This window comes from Pseudomonas sp. FP2294, from assembly GCF_030687625.1.
GTDB classification, from domain to species: Bacteria; Pseudomonadota; Gammaproteobacteria; order Pseudomonadales; family Pseudomonadaceae; genus Aquipseudomonas; species Aquipseudomonas shahriarae.
Genome location: NZ_CP117441.1, coordinates 29,563 through 48,705 on the forward strand (window position 1 = coordinate 29,563; position 19,143 = coordinate 48,705).

Sequence of the window (19,143 nt, forward strand, 5' to 3'; positions counted from 1 at the left end):
GGCCTTCCCCTCACTGGATTTATTGGTTTTGGCAGGGTTGTGGATAACGTGCCTTGCGCTCCAGATCGTCGAGGTCGATATGGTTGCGCATGTACTGCTGGCTGGCGTCTACCAGCGGCTGGTGATCCCAGCTCTTGAGTTTGCCCAGCGTCAGCGCCTCGTATACCAGGCGCCGGCGGCGCTGGCTGGCGAGCACTTGCTGGTGGATCGCGGGCATGTCCCATTTGGCTCGCGCCTCGACCAGGAAGGCGTCGAACAGCGCACGGTGGGCCGGCGACTGGCTGAGTTCTTCCTGCTCACGGGGGTCGTTGTGTACATCGAACAGCAGGCAAGGATCGTCCTCGCTGTAGATGAATTTGTAGGCGCCCCGGCGAATCATCATCAGTGAGCCGATGGTGCCTTCGGCCATGTATTCGCCGAACACCTCGTCATGCCCGCCCTGCCCTCGCAAGTGCGGGACCAGCGAGCGGCCATCCAGGGGCAGGTTGGCGTCGAGTTCACCGCCGGCCAGCTCCACCAGGGTCGGCAACAGGTCGGCAGTGGACACCGCCGCACTCACCCGCCCGGCCTGGAATTGCCCCGGCGCACAGACCAGCAGCGGGACCCGCGCGGCCATTTCAAACCAGTGCATTTTGTACCAGAGCCCACGCTCGCCGAGCATGTCGCCGTGGTCGCCGGAGAACACAATGATGGTGTCCTCGGCCAGGCCAGTGTCCTGCAGGGTTTGCAGGAGTTTGCCGACATTGCTGTCGATGTAGCTGCAGGCACCGAAGTAGGCGCGCCGTGCATCGCGGATCTTATCCACAGGCAGCGGTTTGTCCCACAGGTCGTAGACCTTGAGCAGGCGCTGGGAATGGGGGTCCAGCTCGGTCTGGGCCGGGGTTGTAGGCATTGGGATGTCACTGTCGTCGTACAGATCCCAGAACGGCTTGGGAATGGTGTACGGGTCGTGGGGATGGGTCATGGACACCGTGAGGCAGAATGGCTGGTCGCCGTCCTCGCGAATATGGTCGAACAGGTACTGCTGGGCCTTGAACACCACCTCTTCGTCGAAATCCAGCTGGTTGGTACGCACACACGGGCCGGCTTGCAGCACCGACGACATATTGTGATACCAGGTGGGGCGCACGTCGGGCTCATCCCAGTTCACCGCCCAGCCGTAGTCGGCGGGGTAGATATCGCTGGTGAGGCGCTCTTCATAGCCGTGCAACTGGTCGGGCCCGCAGAAATGCATCTTGCCCGACAGCGCCGTGCGATAGCCGAGGCGGCGCAGGTAGTGGGCGTAAGTCGGGACGTCGGCGGGGAAATCCGCCGCGTTGTCGTAGGCGCCGATCTTGCTCGGCAACTGGCCGCTGACCAGGGTAAAGCGCGACGGCGCGCACAGCGGGCTGTTGCAGTATGCAGCGTCGAACACCACGCCCTGGGCGGCGAGGCGGCTCAGGTTGGGCAGTTTGATCGGCGAAGGACCGTAGAACGGAAGCAACGGCGCGGCCATTTGATCGGCCATGATGAAAAGAATGTTCTTGCGCTTCATGGTCTCTCGGCATTCCATAGTCAGTGTTTATGCGATTGAGCATGCAGGCCATGGAAACCGTGGTAAAGCCCATGAAAAGCAATGTCTAGGATAAGCACCGCTTATGTATAAAGCCCTGGGTAACCTGTCGCTGGATCTATTGCGGGCCTTTGAAGCGGCCGCCCGTCATCGCAGCTTCACCGCAGCGGCCATGGAGCTGGGCACCACCCAGCCGGCTGTCAGCCAGCAGATCAAGCGCCTGGAAGAACAACTGGCGGTGCGCCTGTTTGATCGCATCTACCGTGGCATCGAACTGACGGACGCGGGCATGCTGCTGTTCGAACATGTTCAGGCCGGGTTGCAGAGCATTGATACGGGCCTGGGCGCGATCACAGAGCAGGACCAGCACGAAGTGTTGCAAGTGGCGACTGACTTCGCCTTCGCTGCCTATTGGCTGATGCCACGTCTGCATCGCTTTCACGAAGCCAACCCACAGGTGGATGTGAGCCTGGTCACCAGCGAGCGCAACCACGCGACCTTGCGCAGTGATATCGATGTGGCGGTGTTGTTTGGCGATGGGCGTTTTCGCCAGGGCCACAGCCAGTGGTTGTTCAACGAGGAAGTGTTCCCGGTGTGCAGCCCGCAACTGCTCAGGGGCCGCACTGCACCACTGTCGCTACAAAGCCTGCAGGAACTGCCGCTGTTGCACCTGCGCCAGGAAAACAACAGCCAGTGGTTCGACTGGAACGGGGTGTTTCGCGAACTGGGGATCACCGCCGCACCAACCCCGGGGCCGCTGCGTTTCGACAATTACACCCTGCTGATCCAGGCGGCGATTGCCGGCCAGGGTGTGGCCATCGGCTGGCGCCATCTGGTGGATAACCTGCTGGAGCAGAAGTGGTTGTGCCGGCCGATTGGCGACACGGTGATCTCGCGCTTTGGATATTACGTGGTGTTGCCCCAGCGCAAGCGCCGCGGGCAGCTGATCGAACGGTTTGTCGAGTGGCTGGCGGCGGAGCAGGCCAGCAGCGCGCAGCCCCTGGCCGGGCTGGCCCTGCCGTCGATTGCGGTCTAGGATCGGCCGATCAACGAGTCCGGAGCCTCTCATGCAACGTATCAAGGGCTACCACGCCCATATCTACTTCGACGCCAGTACGATCGACCAGGCGCGCACGCTGTGTGAAGACGCGGCGGCCATCTTCCCGCTGCGCATGGGGCGCATGCATGAGCGCCCGGTGGGCCCGCACCCGGATTGGAGCTGCCAGCTGGCGTTCGACCCGCAGTACATCGGCGTGGCGCTGCCGTGGCTGGCGCTCAATCGCAATGGGTTGGTGGTGTTTCTGCACCCGGATACCGGCGATGACCTGAAGGACCACACCGACTACGCGATCTGGATGGGGGCCATGCGCCCGTTGGATCTGTCGATTTTTTAACCAGTTGCTGTCAGCTGAATCCTCGCGTTCCTGTGCGATGAAAAGTACGGGGGCGTGGGGATTTTCTTTATCTTGTTCCACTATATGGGATTGATATTTATATATTGAGATATTTCAAGCCTTAGGTTTATAGTCGGCCATCTGTCACATTCCAGGTGAAACGATGCCGGCGCAATTGATCGCGCTCGATTGGGGTACCAGTTCCCTTCGTGCTTATAAGCTCGGCCCCGGTGGCCAGGTCCTCGAACAGCGCTCGCTGGCGTCGGGGATCATGCATTTGCCCAGCGAACCACGGTTGATTGCCGGCGTTCACTGCTGCGATGGGTTTGAACTGGCGTTTGATGACGCCTGTGGCGACTGGCTGGCTGCCCAGCCCGATCTGCCGGTGATTGCCTGCGGCATGGTCGGCAGCGCCCAGGGCTGGGGCGAAGCGGCCTATCGCAAGACGCCGGTCGACGTCGCCAGCCTCGGCCAGGCCCTGCACAAGGTACGCAGCCTGCGCGGTGTCGATGTGCATATCGTGCCCGGCGTGATCGAGCAGGTTGGCTTGCCCAACGTGATGCGCGGCGAAGAAACCCAGGTGCTCGGCGTGCTGCAAAGCCTGCCAGCCTGCGCTGAGTTATTGATCGGCCTGCCCGGCAGCCATTCCAAATGGGTCGAGGTGGTCGAAGGCCGCATCACCCACTTTGACACCTTCATGACCGGTGAACTGTTCGCGGTGCTGAGCACGCACAGCATTCTGGGGCGTACGCAAAAGAGCGCCGGGCAGTTCCAGGCCCAAGCGTTTGATCGAGGCGTACACGTGGCGCTTTCAGCGGATGGCCAGCGTGGGGTGCTGTCGACCCTGTTCAGCGCGCGCACCCTCGGGTTGACCGCTGAACTGACCCCTGAGCAGCAACCCGACTACCTGTCCGGCCTGCTGATCGGCCATGAACTGGCCGGCTTGCCCGACCGTGCACGCACCCCGCCGATCATCCTGGTCGGCGCCAACGCCCTCTGCGCCCGTTACCAGCGCGCCCTCGCCCTGTGTGGTTTCAGCCACGTCAGCCTCGCGCAAGAAGCAACTCAGCGCGGCCTGTGGCAACTGGCACTGGCCGCCGGGCTCATTCAACCTGCAATCGAGGCCTGACATGCTCAAGCAAGCACTCACTCAAAACGGTTTGATCGCGATCCTGCGGGGCCTGCGCCCGGATGAGGCCGCAGCTGTCGGCCAGGTGCTGTACCAGGCCGGGTTCCGGGTGATCGAAGTGCCACTCAACTCGCCCGATCCCTACACCAGCATCCGCACCCTGCGTGAGACGTTGCCCGCCGATTGCCTGATCGGTGCCGGCACCGTGCTGACGCCCGAGCAGGTGGAGCGGGTGAAGGCGGCGGGTGGCCAGGTGATCGTCATGCCCCACAGTGATGCCAAGGTGCTGCGCGCCGCAAAAGCCGCTGGCCTGTACCTGTCGCCCGGGGTCGCGACGCCCACCGAAGCTTTCGCCGCCCTGGCCGAAGGTGCCGATGTGCTGAAGCTGTTCCCGGCCGAGCAAATGGGCCCGGCGGTGGTCAAGGCCTGGCTGGCGGTGCTGCCGGCCGGCACGGTCCTGCTGCCGGTGGGCGGGATTACCCCGGACAACATGCAAGTGTTCGTCGACGCCGGGGTCAAGGGCTTTGGCCTGGGCTCCGGGCTGTTCAAGCCCGGCATGAGTGTCGAGCAGGTGGCGAGTCGTGCCCAGGCGTATGTCGCTGCCTGGAACGCCTTGAACTGAGTGTGCCTGGCGCCCAGGCGCTGCATCCGACAAGAGAGATAAGCAGATGAAAATCACCAAACTGACCACCTTTATCGTGCCGCCGCGCTGGTGCTTCCTCAAAGTGGAAACCGACCAGGGCGTGACCGGTTGGGGCGAGCCCGTGGTTGAAGGCCGCGCCCACACCGTGGCGGCCGCGGTCGAGGAGCTGTCCGACTATTTGATCGGCAAAGACCCACGCAATATCGAAGATATCTGGACCGTGCTGTATCGCGGCGGCTTCTACCGGGGCGGTGCGATTCATATGAGCGCCCTGGCCGGCATCGACCAGGCCTTGTGGGACATCAAGGGCAAGGCCCTCGGGGTGTCGGTCAGCGACCTGCTGGGCGGCCAGGTGCGGGACAAGATCCGTGTCTATTCGTGGATCGGCGGCGACCGTCCGGCTGACACCGCCCGTGCGGCCAAGGAAGCCGTGGCCCGTGGGTTTACGGCGGTGAAGATGAATGGCACCGAGGAGCTGCAGTTTCTCGACACCTTCGACAAGGTCGACCAGGCCCTGGCCAACGTCGCCGCCGTGCGCGATGCGGTCGGCCCGAATGTCGGCATCGGCGTGGACTTCCATGGCCGCGTGCACAAGCCCATGGCCAAGGTGCTGATGAAAGAGCTGGACCCGTACAAGTTGATGTTTATCGAAGAACCGGTGCTCAGCGAAAACTACGAAGCGCTCAAGGAGCTGGCGCCCCTGACCAGCACCCCGATTGCCTTGGGTGAGCGGCTGTTCTCACGCTGGGATTTCAAGCGCGTGCTCAGCGAAGGCTACGTCGACATCATCCAGCCGGATGCGTCCCATGCCGGCGGCATCACCGAAACTCGCAAGATCGCCAACATGGCCGAAGCCTACGACGTGGCCCTGGCCCTGCACTGCCCGCTGGGGCCGATTGCCCTGGCGGCGTGCCTGCAACTGGACGCGGTTTGTTACAACGCGTTTATCCAGGAGCAAAGCCTGGGCATTCACTACAACGAGAGCAATGACCTGCTCGACTACGTGCGCGATCCGGGAGTTTTCGATTACGACCAAGGCTTCGTGAAGATCCCCAACGGGCCGGGCCTGGGGATTGAGATCAACGAGGAATACGTGATCGAGCGCGCGGCCATTGGTCACCGCTGGCGCAACCCGATCTGGCGGCATGCCGATGGCAGTTTTGCCGAGTGGTGATTTTCACCTGATGGCACGTGGTCAGTGTGGGAGCTGGCTTGCCTGCGATAGCAATCTTAAATGTTCCGCCGCCATCGCAGGCAAGCCAGCTCCCACTTTCAACCCGGTAGCCGTTAATCGACCTCAATAAACATAATAAGAGGCTCCCCCATGCACCCTGAAACCCTCACCGGGCAGGCGTCTTTAGTCACGCCCAGCCGCAAGCGTTACTTCATCATGGTCCTGCTGTTTATCACGGTGGTGATCAACTACCTGGACCGCAGCAACCTGTCGATTGCCGCGCCAGCCCTGACCAGTGAGCTGGGCATCGACCCGGTGCATGTCGGGCTGATTTTTTCGGCGTTCGGCTGGACCTATGCCGCCATGCAAATCCCCGGCGGCTGGCTGGTGGACCGGGTGCCGCCGCGCATTCTGTACACCGCCGCCCTGCTGTTATGGTCGATTGCCACGGTGATGCTGGGCTTTGCTGCGAGCTTTATCGCGTTGTTCGTGTTGCGCATGGCGGTGGGTGCCCTGGAAGCGCCGGCTTATCCGATCAACAGCCGGGTCGTCACCAGTTGGTTTCCCGAGCGTGAGCGTGCCACGGCCATTGGTTTCTACACGTCCGGGCAGTTCGTCGGGCTGGCGTTCCTCACCCCGGTGCTGGCCTGGTTGCAGCACCACTATGGCTGGCACATGGTGTTTATCAGCACCGGCGCGGTGGGCATCCTCTGGGCGCTGGTGTGGTACGCGGTGTACCGCGAGCCGCGGGACTTCAAGGGGGTCAATAGCGCAGAAATCGAGCTGATCCGCGCAGGCGGCGGCCTGGTGGACCTGGACGCACAAACTGCCAAGCGCAAGGCGCCCTTCAGTTGGGTCGACCTGGGGATCGTGCTGAGCAAGCGCAAGCTGTGGGGCATCTACCTGGGCCAGTTCTGCCTGAACTCGACCCTGTGGTTTTTCCTGACATGGTTCCCGACCTACCTGGTGAAATATCGCGGCATGGACTTCATCAAGTCCGGCCTGCTCGCCTCGCTACCCTTCCTCGCGGCCTTTGTCGGGGTGTTGTGTTCCGGGCTGTTTTCCGACTGGCTGATCCGCCGTGGCACCTCGGTGGGGTTTGCGCGCAAGTTGCCGATCATCAGCGGCCTGCTGATTTCCACGGCAATCATTGGCGCCAACTTCGTCGATTCGACGCCACTGGTGATTGCGTTCCTGGCGGTGGCGTTTTTCGGCAATGGCCTGGCGTCGATCACCTGGTCGCTGGTCTCGACCCTGGCGCCGGCGCGGCTGTTGGGGCTGACTGGGGGAGTGTTCAATTTCATCGGCAACCTGGCGGCGATTACCACGCCGATCGTCATTGGCTTTCTGGCCACGGGCGATTCGTTTGCGCCGGCGATTACCTACATTGCGGTGCTGGCGCTGCTGGGGGCGCTGTCCTACATACTGCTGGTGGGCAAGGTCGAGCGCATCGAGCTCAAGGAATAGATACCTATCCGCTAGGGGCCTGTGGCGAGGGAGCTTGCTCCCGTTGGGGCGCGAAGCGGCCCTAAAATGGGACTGCTACGCAGTCCAACGGGAGCAAGCTCCCTCGCCACAACAGCCCGATTGCCCAGAGCAAGAATCTTACTTGCGAGCGTTACGCACACCTTCCGACAGCGCTGCACACAGGCTCAACACCCCGTCAATCGCTTGCTGGTCGTTGCTGGCGTTGGCGATGTGGTCGATCAGCGCCGACCCCACCACCACACCGTCCGCCAGGCGGGCGATGGCGGCGGCTTGTTCCGGGGTGCGGATGCCGAAGCCGATGCTGATCGGCAGGTCGGTATGCCGGCGCAGGCGGCCGACGGCTTCTTCCACGTGCTCCAGGGTAGCGGCACCGGCACCGGTCACACCGGCCACCGACACGTAGTACACAAACCCGGAGCTGCCGTTGAGCACGGTGGGCAGGCGCACATCGTCAGTGGTTGGCGTGGTCAGGCGGATAAAGTCGATGCCCGCGGCCTGGGCCGGGTCGCACAGTTCGCTGTTATGTTCCGGTGGCATATCGACCACGATCAGGCCATCGACGCCGGCCTCTTTTGCGTCACTGATAAACCGTGGCACGCCGTACATGTGGATCGGGTTGAAGTAGCCCATCAGCACCAGCGGTGTATCAGTGTTGCCCTTGCGGAACTCGCGCACCATCTGCAGGGTTTTCGCCAGGTTCTGCTTGGCGCCCAACGCACGGATATTGGCCAGTTGGATCGCCGGGCCATCGGCCATGGGGTCGGTGAAAGGCATGCCCAGTTCGATCACATCGGCGCCGGCTGCCGGCAAGCCCTTGAGGATCGCCAGGGAGGTGTCATACCCCGGGTCGCCAGCGGTAACGAAGGTCACCAGGGCGGCGCGGTTTTGTTCCTTGAGTTGCGCAAAGCGGGTTTGCAGGCGGCTCATCAGTGTTTCTCCTGCTTGGCGGTTTCCATATGGTGCATAACGGTCTGCATGTCCTTGTCGCCACGGCCTGACAGGTTGACCACCATCAGGTGATCCTTGGGCAGGGTCGGGGCGCGCTTGAACACTTCGGCCAGGGCGTGGGCGCTTTCCAGTGCCGGAATAATCCCTTCCAGGCGGCAGCATTTGTGGAAGGCGTCGAGGGCTTCGTCGTCGGTTACCGAGGTGTACTGGACGCGGCCAATGTCGTGCAACCATGCGTGCTCAGGGCCGATGCCGGGGTAATCGAGGCCCGCAGAGATCGAGTGGGCGTCGATGATCTGGCCGTCGTCGTCCTGCAACAGGAAGGTACGGTTGCCGTGCAGCACGCCCGGTACGCCGCCATTGAGGCTGGCCGCGTGCTTGCCGGTTTCGATGCCGTAGCCGGCGGCTTCAACACCAATGATCTCCACGCTGGTGTCATCGAGGAACGGGTGGAACAGGCCCATGGCATTCGAGCCACCGCCGATGCACGCCACCAGGCTGTCCGGCAGGCGGCCTTCCTGGGCTTGCAACTGGGTGCGGGTTTCCTTGCCGATCACCGCCTGGAAGTCGCGCACCATCGCAGGGTACGGGTGCGGGCCGGCCACGGTGCCGATCAGGTAGAAGGTGCTGTCGACGTTGGTTACCCAGTCGCGCAGGGCTTCGTTCATCGCGTCCTTGAGGGTACCGGTGCCGGCGACCACTGGGATCACTTCGGCACCCAGCAGCTTCATGCGAAACACGTTGGCCTGCTGGCGCTCGATATCGGTGGTGCCCATGTAGATCACGCATTGCAGGCCAAACCGCGCGGCGACGGTGGCGGTGGCCACGCCGTGCATGCCGGCGCCGGTCTCGGCGATGATGCGTTTTTTGCCCATGCGCCGCGCCAGCAGGATCTGGCCGATGCAGTTGTTGATCTTGTGCGCGCCGGTGTGGTTCAGCTCTTCACGCTTGAGGTAGATCTTGGCGCCGCCGCAGAACTCGGTCAGGCGCTCGGCGAAATACAGCGGGCTTGGGCGTCCGACGTAGTCGCGCTGGAAGTAGGCCAGTTCTTCGTTGAAGGCCGGATCGACTTTGGCCGCTTCGTATTCGCGGGCCAGGTCGAGGATCAACGGCATCAGGGTTTCCGCCACGTAGCGGCCGCCGAACGCGCCAAACAGGCCGTTGGCATCAGGGCCGTTGCGTAAATCGGTCTGGGACTGAGTCATGGTGCGCTCCAGGGTGAAGAGGTGGGAGAGGCAATGACGGCCACTCTACCCCTGACGCTGTACCGTGAAAACCGATAAGATCGCCGCAACCTGTCAGGAAAACTCACAGATGAGCCGAGACCTTCCACCCCTTAACGCCCTGCGTGCGTTCGAAGCCACTGCCCGCCTCAACAGCGTCAGCCAGGCTGCCGAGCAATTGCATGTGACCCACGGTGCCGTCAGCCGACAACTGAAAGTGTTGGAAGAACACCTTGGGGTGAGTCTTTTCGTCAAGGATGGGCGTGGCATTAAACTCACAGATGCCGGGGTGCGGCTGCGCGATGCCAGCTTCGAGGCGTTCGAGCGCCTGCGGGATGTGTGCGGGGAACTGACCCAGAGCAGCGCTGATGCGCCGTTTGTCCTCGGCTGTTCTGGCAGTTTGCTGGCGCGCTGGTTTATTCCACGGCTGGGGCGCTTGAATGCGGATTTGCCGGATTTGCGCCTGCATCTATCAGCGGGCGAAGGCGATCTTGACCCCAGGCGGCCGGGCTTGGATGCCTTGCTGGTGTTTGCCGAGCCGCCGTGGCCGGCCGATATGCAGGTGTACGAGTTGGTCAGCGAGCGGATCGGCCCGGTGATGAGCCCGCACTTTGCCCATTACCAGGCCCTGCGCCAGGCGCCCGCCCAGGCCCTGCTGGGCGAAGCCCTGTTGCACACCACCTCGCGCCCACAAGCCTGGCCCAATTGGGCGCAGCACCATGGCATCGACGCCAGCGCGCTTAAGTATGGCCAGGGTTTTGAACATTTGTATTATTTGCTGGAGGCGGCCGTAGCGGGCCTGGGGGTGGCGATCGCACCGCAACCGCTGGTGGCGGAGGACGTGCGTGCCGGTCGCCTGGTTGCGCCGTGGGGTTTTAGTCAAACCCCGGCGCAACTGGCGTTGTGGCTACCCAAGCGCGCCGCGGATGGGCGCGCCCGGCAGTTGGCGCAATGGCTCAAGGCTGAGCTTGCGCGCCAACCGGTTTAGTCACCGCGTTTGCACAGCAGGTAGGCCGCCAGCAGGCCCAATGCGCCAACGGCAACGCCGGCGGTGGTCCAAGGATGCTCTTGGGCATAGTCACGGGTGGCAACCCCGGTTTCGCGGATTTTCACTTTGCTTTCTTCGTAGGCATCGCTGATCAGATGGCGGGAGTGCTTGAGGGCATTCTCGGCATTGCTTTTCAGGGCCTTGAGGGTTTTGCGCGACTCGTCGGATGCATCGTCCTTGAGGCTCTCAAGGGATTTGAGCAGGCTCGAAATCTCGGCTTCCATGCTTTCCAATGACGCTTTGCGTAAAGAGGTGTTGGCCATGTGGGCTCTCCTGGAGTGAATGAGTGACGTGTGTTGATTCCGACTGCGGGGGTTTCAGAAAGTGCAGTAAATCTGAACTTTCAGGTGAGAAGAGTCGCCAGAAGCAGTACGAAGAATCACTGCTAGGCTGTATTCATCGACCCAGGAGAGCACTCATGACTGATCATCACACCTACAAAAAAGTCGAACTGGTGGGCTCGTCCCCAACCAGCATCGAGGACGCCATCAACAATGCCTTGGCCGAGGCCAACAAGAGCATCAAGCACCTGGAGTGGTTTGAGGTCACCGAAACCCGTGGCCACATCAAGGACGGCAAGGCCGCGCACTTCCAGGTGACCCTCAAGGTGGGCTTCCGCATTGCCAATAGTTGATCGGCACGGTTGAACTTGCACGCTGGCCGATTGCCATAACCTGCGCTACACCCTTTGGGCGCCGATACCCTGCGTGTCGGCGTACATTTTTTGATCAGCGCAAGGAAAGTAACGGATGAAAAAGTTTCTGTTAGCGGTAGGTTTGTTGAGCCTGGCAGGTACAGCCCTGGCGGCTGGCAAACCTTGTGGCGAGCTGAAAAGCGAAATCGACGCCAAGATCCAGGCCAATGGCGCTTCCGGGTACACCCTGGAAATTGTCGATAAAGGCAGCGCAACCAACGGCGAAGTGGTCGGCAGTTGCGAAGGTGGTACCAAGGAAATCGTCTACAACCGCGGGTGATCCCGTGGTAGCAACCAACTGTGGGCGTTGTCGAGCCTCGCCAAGGCTCGACAATGTCCACAGGGGTTTAGCCCTTCATCACTTGTGCCAGCAGCTCGTAGGAATGAATCCGATCAGCATGCTCGTACAGGTCGCAGGTAAAGATCAGCTCATCGGCACCGGTCTGCTCGATCAACACCTCCAGCTTGGCGCGAATCTTCGCCGGGCTCCCCACCATTGCCAGGCCTAGAAAACTACCTACCGCGTCTTTCTCATGGGGCAGCCACAGGCCGTCCATGCTGTCGACCGGCGGGCGCTGGACCAGGCTTTGCCCACGCATCAGCGCGAGGATCCGTTGGTAGACCGACGTGGCCAGGTAATCGGCCTGTTCATCGGTATCGGCGGCCACCAGCGGCACCCCGAGCATCACATAAGGCTTGTCGAGCACCGCCGAAGGCTTGAAGTGATTGCGATAGACGCGAATCGCCTCATGCATCATGCGCGGTGCGAAATGGGAGGCGAAGGCGTAGGGCAAACCGCGCTCGCCGGCCAGTTGGGCGCTGAACAGGCTGGAGCCGAGCAGCCAGGTCGGGACGTTGGTGCCGGTGCCCGGCATGGCGATCACCCGTTGGTCGGGGGTACGCGGGCCCAGGTAGGCCATCAACTCGGCCACATCTTCCGGGAAGTCATCGGCGCTGCCGGAGCGCTCGCGGCGCAAGGCGCGGGCGGTCATCTGGTCGGAGCCGGGTGCGCGGCCCAGGCCCAGGTCGATCCGGCCGGGGTAGAGGCTCTCCAGGGTGCCGAACTGTTCAGCGATTACCAGTGGCGCATGGTTGGGCAGCATCACGCCGCCTGCACCGACCCGGATGGTCGAGGTGCCGCCGGCCAGGTAGCCCAGCAGCACCGAGGTCGCGGAGCTGGCGATGCCATCCATATTGTGGTGCTCGGCTACCCAGAAACGGGTGTAGCCGAGCTTTTCCACGTGCTGGGCCAGGTCCAGGGAATTGCGCAGTGACTGCGCCGGGCTGCCATTGGCGCGCACCGGTACCAGGTCGAGGGTCGAGAACTTTACATCGGACAGTGGTTTCATAAGCCTGCTTCTCCATAGGGGCGCAGGCTTGTGACGAACCAAAACCTGCCGCTTCATGTGCATGGTCTATGCAATGTGGGCATATACCCGAGATTCAATAGTGGGCATGAAATTTCCTACTAATCCACTTGGTTTTTCCGACGGGGTGAACTTTGCCAGAGGTTCTATCCTCAGAACCTTACTGATGCACAACCACTGCTTGGGAGATCGCTATGAGTATCGTGAAAAAAGCCTCCGCACACTGGGAAGGCGACCTGAAAACCGGTCTGGGCTCTATCTCGACCGAAACCGGCGTACTGCGCGAAGCCCCCTACGGCTTCAAGGCACGTTTCGAAGGCGGCAAGGGCACTAACCCTGAAGAACTGATCGGCGCGGCCCATGCCGGTTGTTTCTCCATGGCCTTTTCCATGATTCTCGGTGATGCCGGGCTCAAGGCCGACAGTATCGACACCCAGGCCGAAGTGACCCTGGACCAGGTGGACGGTGGTTTTGCGATCACGGCAGTTCACCTGATCCTCAAGGCCAAGATTCCCGGCGCGAGCCAGGCGCAGTTCGATGAACTGAGCAAGAAGGCCAAGGAAGGATGCCCAGTGTCCAAGGTGCTGAATGCCACCATCACCCTGGATGGCACCCTCGTCAGCTGACCCTGCGCAGGTCCAATGTGGGAGCGGGCTTGCTCGCCCCCCCACATTTTGTTCTGCGTTAAATCAGAACTCGCGTTTCGCAAATGTGGTCTCATACCCATGCAGCCTTTGGCGCACACCCGTGCGCAGCGCATTTAGGGAGCTTCACACATGAAACGTTTTGCCTTGGCGATTATCTGCGGTGTTTTGGCCACATCGGCAATGGCCGCGCCGAAAGACTGTGAAGAGCTCAGGAAAGAGATTGAAGTCGGCCTACAGGCCAAGGCAATCCCGTCCTACACCCTGGAAATCATCACCGCCGAAGAAGCCAAGAATCATGACGAAGCCATGATCGTCGGCTCCTGCGAAAACGGCACCAAGCGCATCATCTACCAGCGCAACGATGACTGATCAGGGAATGCAGTTGATGCTGCGTTCCTCGGCCAGCAACTGACGCTGGGCGTCATACAGCCGGATGTTCGGGGTAAAGCCCAGCGAGCGCCCTTCCAGGCGGTAGCGTTGGCCGGCCTGGAACTGGTCGTATTGCAGGGTGATAAAACAGGTGCGCTCCTGGGGCTGGTTCAGCCCGCCACCCAGGCCCGCCCCGGCATACACTTCAAAATCAAAACGCACCATCAACTCATGGCTGCCCGCTGGCACCTGGAAGTAGCGCCCATCGTCCAGGGCCTTGCCGTCCAGGCGTTGCGCCATGACCAGCTTGGCGCCCGGCGTCGGCGTGGCGAAATCGACCCAGGCCTGTTGCGGGTCGGCGGGCGGGATTGGCGCGGAGGCACAGGCGCTGAGAAAAATCGCCGCCAAGGGAAGCAGGAGCTGACGCATAGTGGGCACTCAACCGTAGGAATGGTATGAGCATAACCCCTGCCGGCCAGTTAGTCTGGCGGGCCAATGACTCTGGAGCGGTTTGACATGGTGTGGCGTTTCTTGGCGGGGCTGACGTGCCTGTGGCTCGGCGGTTGCTCCAGTGTCAGCTACTACAGCCAGTTGGCCAGCGGCCAATGGCAGTTACTGCAGGCGCGGCAGCCGGTGGCCGAAGTGATTGCCGATCCGACGCGCCCGCAAGTGTTGCGTGAGCATTTGGCGCACTCCCAGAAGGCGCGCACCTTCGCCAGCCAACAGTTGCACCTGCCGGACAATCAGAGCTATCGCCTGTATGCCGATATCGGCCGGCCGTATGTCGTCTGGAATGTCTTCGCTACATCAGAATTTTCCTTGTTACCCCAGAACCATTGCTTCCCGATTGCCGGATGTGTGGCCTACCGTGGTTATTACACTCAGGGTGCGGCGCGGGGCGAGGCGGCGTTGTTGCAACTGCGTGGCATGGATGTGTCGATTGGCGGGGTCGAGGCCTATTCCACCCTCGGCTGGTTCGATGACCCGATCATGAGCTCGATGATGCGCTGGGGTGAAGAGCGCCTGGCCACGGTGATTTTTCACGAGCTGGCGCACCAGCGCTTTTATGTGAAGGACGACACCGAGTTCAATGAGTCGTTTGCCACCTTCGTCGAGCAGGAAGGCACCCGGCAATGGCGCGCGGCCCGTGGCCTGGCGCCTGCGAGCGAATCGACCTTGAAGCAGCGCGACCAGTTTATCCAGTTGATCCTCGACACCCGCAGCCGCCTGGAGCGCCTGTATGCGCAGCCGTTGGCCGCCGATGCCATGCGCCAGGCCAAGGCCGCCGAGTTCGAGCGCTTGCGCAGTGATTATCGGCAGATGCGCGATAGCCAGTGGGGCGGCGACAAGCGTTATGACGCCTGGATCAATCAGCCGATGAACAATGCGCGGTTGTTGCCGTTTGGGCTGTATGACCAGTGGGTGCCGGCGTTTGCGGCGTTGTTCCGCCGCGAGGGTGGGGATTGGCTGAGGTTCTACGGTGCCGTTGAGCAGTTGGGGCGCTTGCCGGTGGAGCAGCGCAAATTGGCGTTGCGGCAGTTGGAGGGGCGTGACCTTTAGGGCCCCATCGCAGGCAAGCCAGCTGCCACATGTTGATGTGTGAACACCGCCAATGTGGGAGCGGGCTTGCCCGCGATAGCGGTCTCAAGCCCGCCGCAAAAACGCCTGATGCATCTCGTCCAGCGTCTCAAAATGCCAGCGCGGCGCTTCGGCACTCAATTCTGCAAAACTGCCAAACCCATACCCCACCGCAGCTGCATCCAGGCCATTGCTACGTGCGCCGATCAGGTCGTGCTTACGGTCGCCGATCATCAAGGTACTGGCCGGGTCCAGCCCTTCCACGTGCATCAAGTGGGCGATCAGTTCGACCTTGTTGGTGCGCGTGCCGTCCAGCTCACTGCCGTAGATCACCTTGAAGTGCTTGGCGAAATCGAAATGCCGGGCGATCTCCCGGGCAAATTCCCACGGCTTGGAGGTGGCCACATACAGCTGGCGCCCCTGGCCATTCAACGCTTCCAGCAATGGCATGACCCCGTCGAACACCCGGTTTTCATAGAGCCCGGTGACCTTGAAGCGTTCGCGATAGAAATTCACCGCCTGCCACGCCCGGGCCTCGTCGAAATCGTAGAACTGCATAAAGGCCTGCAGCAACGGCGGGCCGATAAAGTGTTCGAGCTTGGTCAGGTCCGGCTCATCAATGCCCAGCTTGGCCAAGGCGTATTGGATCGAGCGGGTGATGCCTTCCCGTGGGTCGGTCAGGGTGCCGTCCAGGTCAAATAGAACCGTCTGGTAATCCAGGGTCATTGGTCGAATCCCTCTGCCAGGTGCAGGTCCTTGAGCTTCACGTAGTTCGCGGCGCTATAGGTGAAAAAGGCGCGTTCCTTGTCAGAAAGCGCGCGAACTTGTTTAACCGGGCTGCCCACATACAAAAAACCGCTTTCAAGTTTCTTGCCCGGCGGCACCAGGCTGCCGGCACCGATGATCACATCGTCTTCAACCACCGCGCCGTCCATCACAATGCTGCCCATGCCGATCAGGATGCGACTGCCGACGGTGCAGCCATGCAGCATGACCTTGTGGGCGATGGTCACGTCGTCACCGATCAGCAGCGGGAAACCGTCAGGATTGAACGGCCCGGCGTGGGTAATGTGCAGCACGCAGCCATCCTGCACGCTGGTGCGCGCGCCGATGCGGATACGGTGCATGTCGCCGCGAATCACCGTCAGCGGCCAGACCGAGCTGCCGGCGCCGATTTCGACATCGCCGATCACCACCGCCGAAGCATCGACGAAAGCCCCGGCGCCGAGGGTTGGCGTGTGATTCTGATAGGTGCGAAGGGTCACGATAGCCTCTCTCTGTTTGGTTGATAGCTGCGGTGGACGTTGATTGTAATTAAGATGGCCCCATCTTTGTCTTACCTGTTTCTTCAGCCAAGGTGCCAACCGTGAGCGCGAACAACCCTCTTTTGCAGTCCTACGACCTGCCGCCGTTCTCGGCGATCCGTGCCGAGCACGTCCAACCGGCCATCGAACAGATCCTGGCCGACAACCGCGTCGCCATCGAAGGCATCCTGCAAAGCCAGGGAAAAAATCCGACCTGGGCTGGCCTGGTCCTGGCCATGGATGAACTCAACGACCGCCTGGGCGCGGCCTGGAGCCCGGTCAGCCACCTCAATGCCGTGTGCAACAGCGCCGAACTGCGCGAAGCCTATGAGGCCTGCCTGCCGGCATTGAGCGCCTATTCCACCGAGATGGGCCAGAACCGCGAGCTGTTCCAGGCCTTCGAAGCCCTGGCCAACAGCCCGGAAGCGGCCGGTTTCGACGTGGCGCAAAAAACCATTCTGGAGCACGCGCTGCGCGACTTCCGCCTGTCGGGTATCGACCTGCCGCCTGAGCAGCAGAAGCGCTATGCCGAGGTGCAGAGCAAACTCTCCGAACTGGGCAGCAAGTTCTCCAACCAATTGCTCGACGCCACCCAGGCCTGGACCAAGCACGTCACCGACGAAGCCACCCTGGCCGGCCTGACCGACTCAGCCAAAGCGCAAATGGCTGCTGCGGCCCAGGCCAAAGGCCTCGACGGCTGGCTGATCAGCCTGGAATTCCCCAGCTACTACGCGGTGATGACCTACGCCCACGACCGCGCCCTACGTGAAGAAATCTACGCGGCCTACTGCACCCGCGCGTCGGACCAGGGCCCGAATGCCGGTCAGAACGATAACGGCCCGGTGATGGAACAGATCCTCGACCTGCGTCAGGAATTGGCCCAACTGCTTGGCTTCGCCTCTTTCTCCGAACTGAGCCTGGCCACCAAAATGGCCGAATCCAGCGACCAGGTACTGAGTTTCCTGCGTGACCTGGCCAAGCGCAGCAAGCCATTTGCCACCCAGGACCTGCAGCAGCTCAAGGCCTACGCTGCCGAACAAGGCTGCGCCGACCTGCAAAGCTGGGACAGCGGTTTCTACGGTGAAAAACTGCGTGAACAGCGCTACAGCGTGTCCCAGGAAGCCCTGCGTGCCTACTTCCCGATCGACAAAGTGCTGGGCGGGCTGTTTGCCATCGTCCAGCGCCTGTACGGCATCGAGATCGCCGAGCAAAAAGGCTTCGATACCTGGCACCCGGATGTCCGCCTGTTCGAAATCAAGGAAAACGGCCAGCACGTCGGCCGCTTCTTCTTCGATCTGTATGCCCGCGCCAACAAGCGTGGCGGTGCCTGGATGGACGGCGCCCGTGATCGTCGGCGTACCGCCGAGGGTGCGCTGCAAAGCCCGGTGGCCAACCTGGTGTGCAACTTCACCCCGGCCGACAGCGGCAAGCCTGCCCTGCTGACCCACGATGAAGTCACCACCCTGTTCCACGAATTCGGTCACGGCCTGCACCACCTGCTGACCCGCGTCGAACACGCGGGCGTGTCCGGTATCAACGGTGTGGCCTGGGATGCGGTGGAGTTGCCGAGCCAGTTTATGGAGAACTGGTGCTGGGAGCCGGAAGGCCTGGCGCTGATTTCCGGTCACTATGAAAGTGGCGAAGCATTGCCCCAGGACCTGCTGCAAAAAATGCTCGCGGCGAAGAACTTCCAGTCCGGCCTGATGATGGTGCGCCAACTGGAATTCTCGCTGTTCGACTTTGAGCTGCACGCTACCCACGGCGATGGCCGCAGCGTGGCGCAGGTGCTCGAAGGCGTGCGCGACGAAGTGTCGGTGATGCGTCCTCCGGCCTACAACCGCTTCCCCAACAGCTTTGCGCATATCTTCGCCGGTGGTTACGCGGCGGGGTACTACAGCTACAAGTGGGCCGAAGTGTTGTCGGCGGATGCCTTCTCCAAGTTCGAAGAAGACGGCGTGCTCAATGCCGAGACTGGCCGGGCGTTCCGCGAGGCGATCCTGGCCCGTGGCGGTTCCCAGGCGCCGATGGTGCTGTTCGTCGACTTCCGCGGACGCGCACCGTCGATTGACGCACTCTTGCGCCACAGCGGCCTGAGTGAGGACGCAGCAGCATGAGTGACGGGCCTGTGATCACCAAAAAGCAATTTATCGCCGGGGCCGTGTGCCCGGCGTGCAGCGAGCCGGACAAGTTGAAGATGTGGATCGAAGACAACGTGCCCCATCGCGAATGCGTGGCCTGCGGCTATACCGACACGCTCAACGACCAGGGTTTGTCGGTGCCCAAGGAATTGGGCACGCGGGTCAACACCTCGGCGTTGAAAGCGCCGGCGGACCCCAAGGTGCAGGCGGTGCAGTTCTTCCCTAATCCGAAGCTGAAAAAAGACTGACGGGCCTTACTCCGTCCAACCTGTGGGAACAGGCTTGTGTAGGAGCAGGCTTGCCTGCGATAGCATCACCTCGGTGTCACTGATACACCGAGGCGTCTGCATCGCAGGCAAGCCAGCTCCTACATGAGCCTGCTCCCACATTTTTTTGCGCGCATTTCTCGATTTTCCTGGCTGAAACGGTTCTCTCATTCCTTAGCCT

At 61.8% G+C, this 19,143-nt stretch carries 22 protein-coding genes; 14 read left to right on the forward strand and 8 right to left on the reverse strand.

Annotated elements, in window-relative coordinates; genetic code table 11:
* Positions 1-19: 19 nt before the first annotated feature.
* Positions 20-1,534: a choline-sulfatase gene (betC, locus tag PSH73_RS00135; RefSeq protein ID WP_305461711.1), complete on the reverse strand. Its 1,515-nt coding sequence runs from the start codon at positions 1,532-1,534 to the stop codon at positions 20-22.
* A 103-nt stretch (positions 1,535-1,637) separates the two neighbouring features.
* On the opposite strand from betC, the gene PSH73_RS00140 reads away from it, so the two are divergent.
* The 6 genes from PSH73_RS00140 (at position 1,638) to PSH73_RS00165 (ending at position 7,359) form a co-directional block, all read left to right on the forward strand.
* Complete coding sequence (locus tag PSH73_RS00140) at positions 1,638-2,588, forward strand: LysR family transcriptional regulator (protein WP_057439276.1); 951 nt, start codon at positions 1,638-1,640, stop codon at positions 2,586-2,588.
* Between the two features lie 31 nt (positions 2,589-2,619).
* Positions 2,620-2,946, forward strand: coding sequence for a DOPA 4,5-dioxygenase family protein (locus tag PSH73_RS00145; protein WP_057444830.1), 327 nt, complete (start codon positions 2,620-2,622; stop codon positions 2,944-2,946).
* 163 nt (positions 2,947-3,109) lie between these two features.
* Entirely contained in the window at positions 3,110-4,075 is a 966-nt protein-coding gene (locus PSH73_RS00150) for a 2-dehydro-3-deoxygalactonokinase (RefSeq protein WP_057957885.1), read from the forward strand.
* 1 nt (position 4,076) lies between these two features.
* Positions 4,077-4,697 (forward strand): 2-dehydro-3-deoxy-6-phosphogalactonate aldolase, encoded by a 621-nt coding sequence (locus PSH73_RS00155; protein ID WP_057957886.1) that lies wholly within the window; start codon positions 4,077-4,079, stop codon positions 4,695-4,697.
* Between the two features lie 46 nt (positions 4,698-4,743).
* The gene (gene dgoD / locus PSH73_RS00160; protein ID WP_032857121.1) at positions 4,744-5,892 is read left to right on the forward strand and encodes a galactonate dehydratase; all 1,149 of its coding nucleotides are present in this window, start codon (positions 4,744-4,746) and stop codon (positions 5,890-5,892) included.
* Between the two features lie 150 nt (positions 5,893-6,042).
* Positions 6,043-7,359, forward strand: coding sequence for an MFS transporter (locus PSH73_RS00165; protein ID WP_057957887.1), 1,317 nt, complete (start codon positions 6,043-6,045; stop codon positions 7,357-7,359).
* 138 nt (positions 7,360-7,497) lie between these two features.
* Here the strand turns inward: PSH73_RS00165 and trpA are convergent, their stop codons facing one another.
* The gene (trpA, locus tag PSH73_RS00170; protein WP_057439273.1) at positions 7,498-8,307 is read right to left on the reverse strand and encodes a tryptophan synthase subunit alpha; all 810 of its coding nucleotides are present in this window, start codon (positions 8,305-8,307) and stop codon (positions 7,498-7,500) included.
* A complete protein-coding gene (trpB, locus tag PSH73_RS00175) occupies positions 8,307-9,533 on the reverse strand; it encodes a tryptophan synthase subunit beta (RefSeq protein WP_057957888.1) in 1,227 nt (408 codons plus the stop codon). Before trpB ends, trpA begins: the two co-directional genes overlap by 1 nt.
* A gap of 109 nt (positions 9,534-9,642) precedes the next feature.
* Here trpB and PSH73_RS00180 point away from each other — a divergent pair, with 109 nt between their 5' ends.
* A complete protein-coding gene (locus PSH73_RS00180) occupies positions 9,643-10,539 on the forward strand; it encodes a LysR family transcriptional regulator (RefSeq protein ID WP_057439271.1) in 897 nt (298 codons plus the stop codon).
* Here the strand turns inward: PSH73_RS00180 and PSH73_RS00185 are convergent.
* Complete coding sequence (locus tag PSH73_RS00185) at positions 10,536-10,862, reverse strand: YqjD family protein (RefSeq protein WP_003170746.1); 327 nt, start codon at positions 10,860-10,862, stop codon at positions 10,536-10,538. The genes PSH73_RS00180 and PSH73_RS00185 overlap by 4 nt on opposite strands.
* A 155-nt stretch (positions 10,863-11,017) precedes the next feature.
* Here PSH73_RS00185 and PSH73_RS00190 point away from each other — a divergent pair, with 155 nt between their 5' ends.
* Both PSH73_RS00190 and PSH73_RS00195 read left to right on the forward strand, forming a co-directional pair.
* On the forward strand, positions 11,018-11,233 hold the full coding sequence (locus tag PSH73_RS00190; protein ID WP_057439270.1) for a dodecin: 216 nt from the start codon (positions 11,018-11,020) through the stop codon (positions 11,231-11,233).
* Positions 11,234-11,348: 115 nt separating this feature from the next.
* Positions 11,349-11,573: a DUF1161 domain-containing protein gene (locus PSH73_RS00195; RefSeq protein WP_057439269.1), complete on the forward strand. Its 225-nt coding sequence runs from the start codon at positions 11,349-11,351 to the stop codon at positions 11,571-11,573.
* Between the two features lie 67 nt (positions 11,574-11,640).
* Here PSH73_RS00195 and PSH73_RS00200 read toward each other — a convergent pair whose 3' ends face one another.
* Positions 11,641-12,642: an LLM class flavin-dependent oxidoreductase gene (locus tag PSH73_RS00200; RefSeq protein ID WP_305461714.1), complete on the reverse strand. Its 1,002-nt coding sequence runs from the start codon at positions 12,640-12,642 to the stop codon at positions 11,641-11,643.
* 212 nt (positions 12,643-12,854) lie between these two features.
* Between PSH73_RS00200 and PSH73_RS00205 the strand changes: the two genes are divergently transcribed.
* Together PSH73_RS00205 and PSH73_RS00210 are read left to right on the forward strand one after the other, a co-directional pair.
* On the forward strand, positions 12,855-13,286 hold the full coding sequence (locus PSH73_RS00205) for an OsmC family protein (protein ID WP_010168580.1): 432 nt from the start codon (positions 12,855-12,857) through the stop codon (positions 13,284-13,286).
* A 150-nt stretch (positions 13,287-13,436) separates the two neighbouring features.
* On the forward strand, positions 13,437-13,676 hold the full coding sequence (locus tag PSH73_RS00210) for a DUF1161 domain-containing protein (protein ID WP_057439267.1): 240 nt from the start codon (positions 13,437-13,439) through the stop codon (positions 13,674-13,676).
* On the opposite strand, the gene PSH73_RS00215 is transcribed toward PSH73_RS00210, so the two are convergent.
* On the reverse strand, positions 13,677-14,105 hold the full coding sequence (locus PSH73_RS00215) for a hypothetical protein (RefSeq protein WP_057439266.1): 429 nt from the start codon (positions 14,103-14,105) through the stop codon (positions 13,677-13,679). It abuts the gene before it with no gap.
* Between the two features lie 87 nt (positions 14,106-14,192).
* On the opposite strand from PSH73_RS00215, the gene PSH73_RS00220 reads away from it, so the two are divergent.
* On the forward strand, positions 14,193-15,236 hold the full coding sequence (locus PSH73_RS00220; RefSeq protein ID WP_120731127.1) for an aminopeptidase: 1,044 nt from the start codon (positions 14,193-14,195) through the stop codon (positions 15,234-15,236).
* Between the two features lie 84 nt (positions 15,237-15,320).
* On the opposite strand, the gene PSH73_RS00225 is transcribed toward PSH73_RS00220, so the two are convergent.
* The gene (locus PSH73_RS00225; RefSeq protein WP_273871528.1) at positions 15,321-15,980 is read right to left on the reverse strand and encodes an HAD family hydrolase; all 660 of its coding nucleotides are present in this window, start codon (positions 15,978-15,980) and stop codon (positions 15,321-15,323) included.
* A complete protein-coding gene (locus PSH73_RS00230; RefSeq protein ID WP_305461718.1) occupies positions 15,977-16,519 on the reverse strand; it encodes a gamma carbonic anhydrase family protein in 543 nt (180 codons plus the stop codon). The genes PSH73_RS00225 and PSH73_RS00230 overlap by 4 nt, the downstream gene beginning before the upstream one ends.
* A 101-nt stretch (positions 16,520-16,620) precedes the next feature.
* On the opposite strand from PSH73_RS00230, the gene prlC reads away from it, so the two are divergent.
* Together prlC and PSH73_RS00240 are read left to right on the forward strand one after the other, a co-directional pair.
* Positions 16,621-18,672 carry an oligopeptidase A gene (gene prlC, locus PSH73_RS00235; RefSeq protein WP_120731134.1) on the forward strand — a complete coding sequence of 684 codons (2,052 nt, stop codon included), beginning with the start codon at positions 16,621-16,623 and terminating at the stop codon, positions 18,670-18,672.
* Positions 18,669-18,944, forward strand: coding sequence for a YheV family putative zinc ribbon protein (locus PSH73_RS00240; RefSeq protein ID WP_305461721.1), 276 nt, complete (start codon positions 18,669-18,671; stop codon positions 18,942-18,944). The genes prlC and PSH73_RS00240 overlap by 4 nt, the downstream gene beginning before the upstream one ends.
* Positions 18,945-19,143 lie beyond the last annotated feature (199 nt).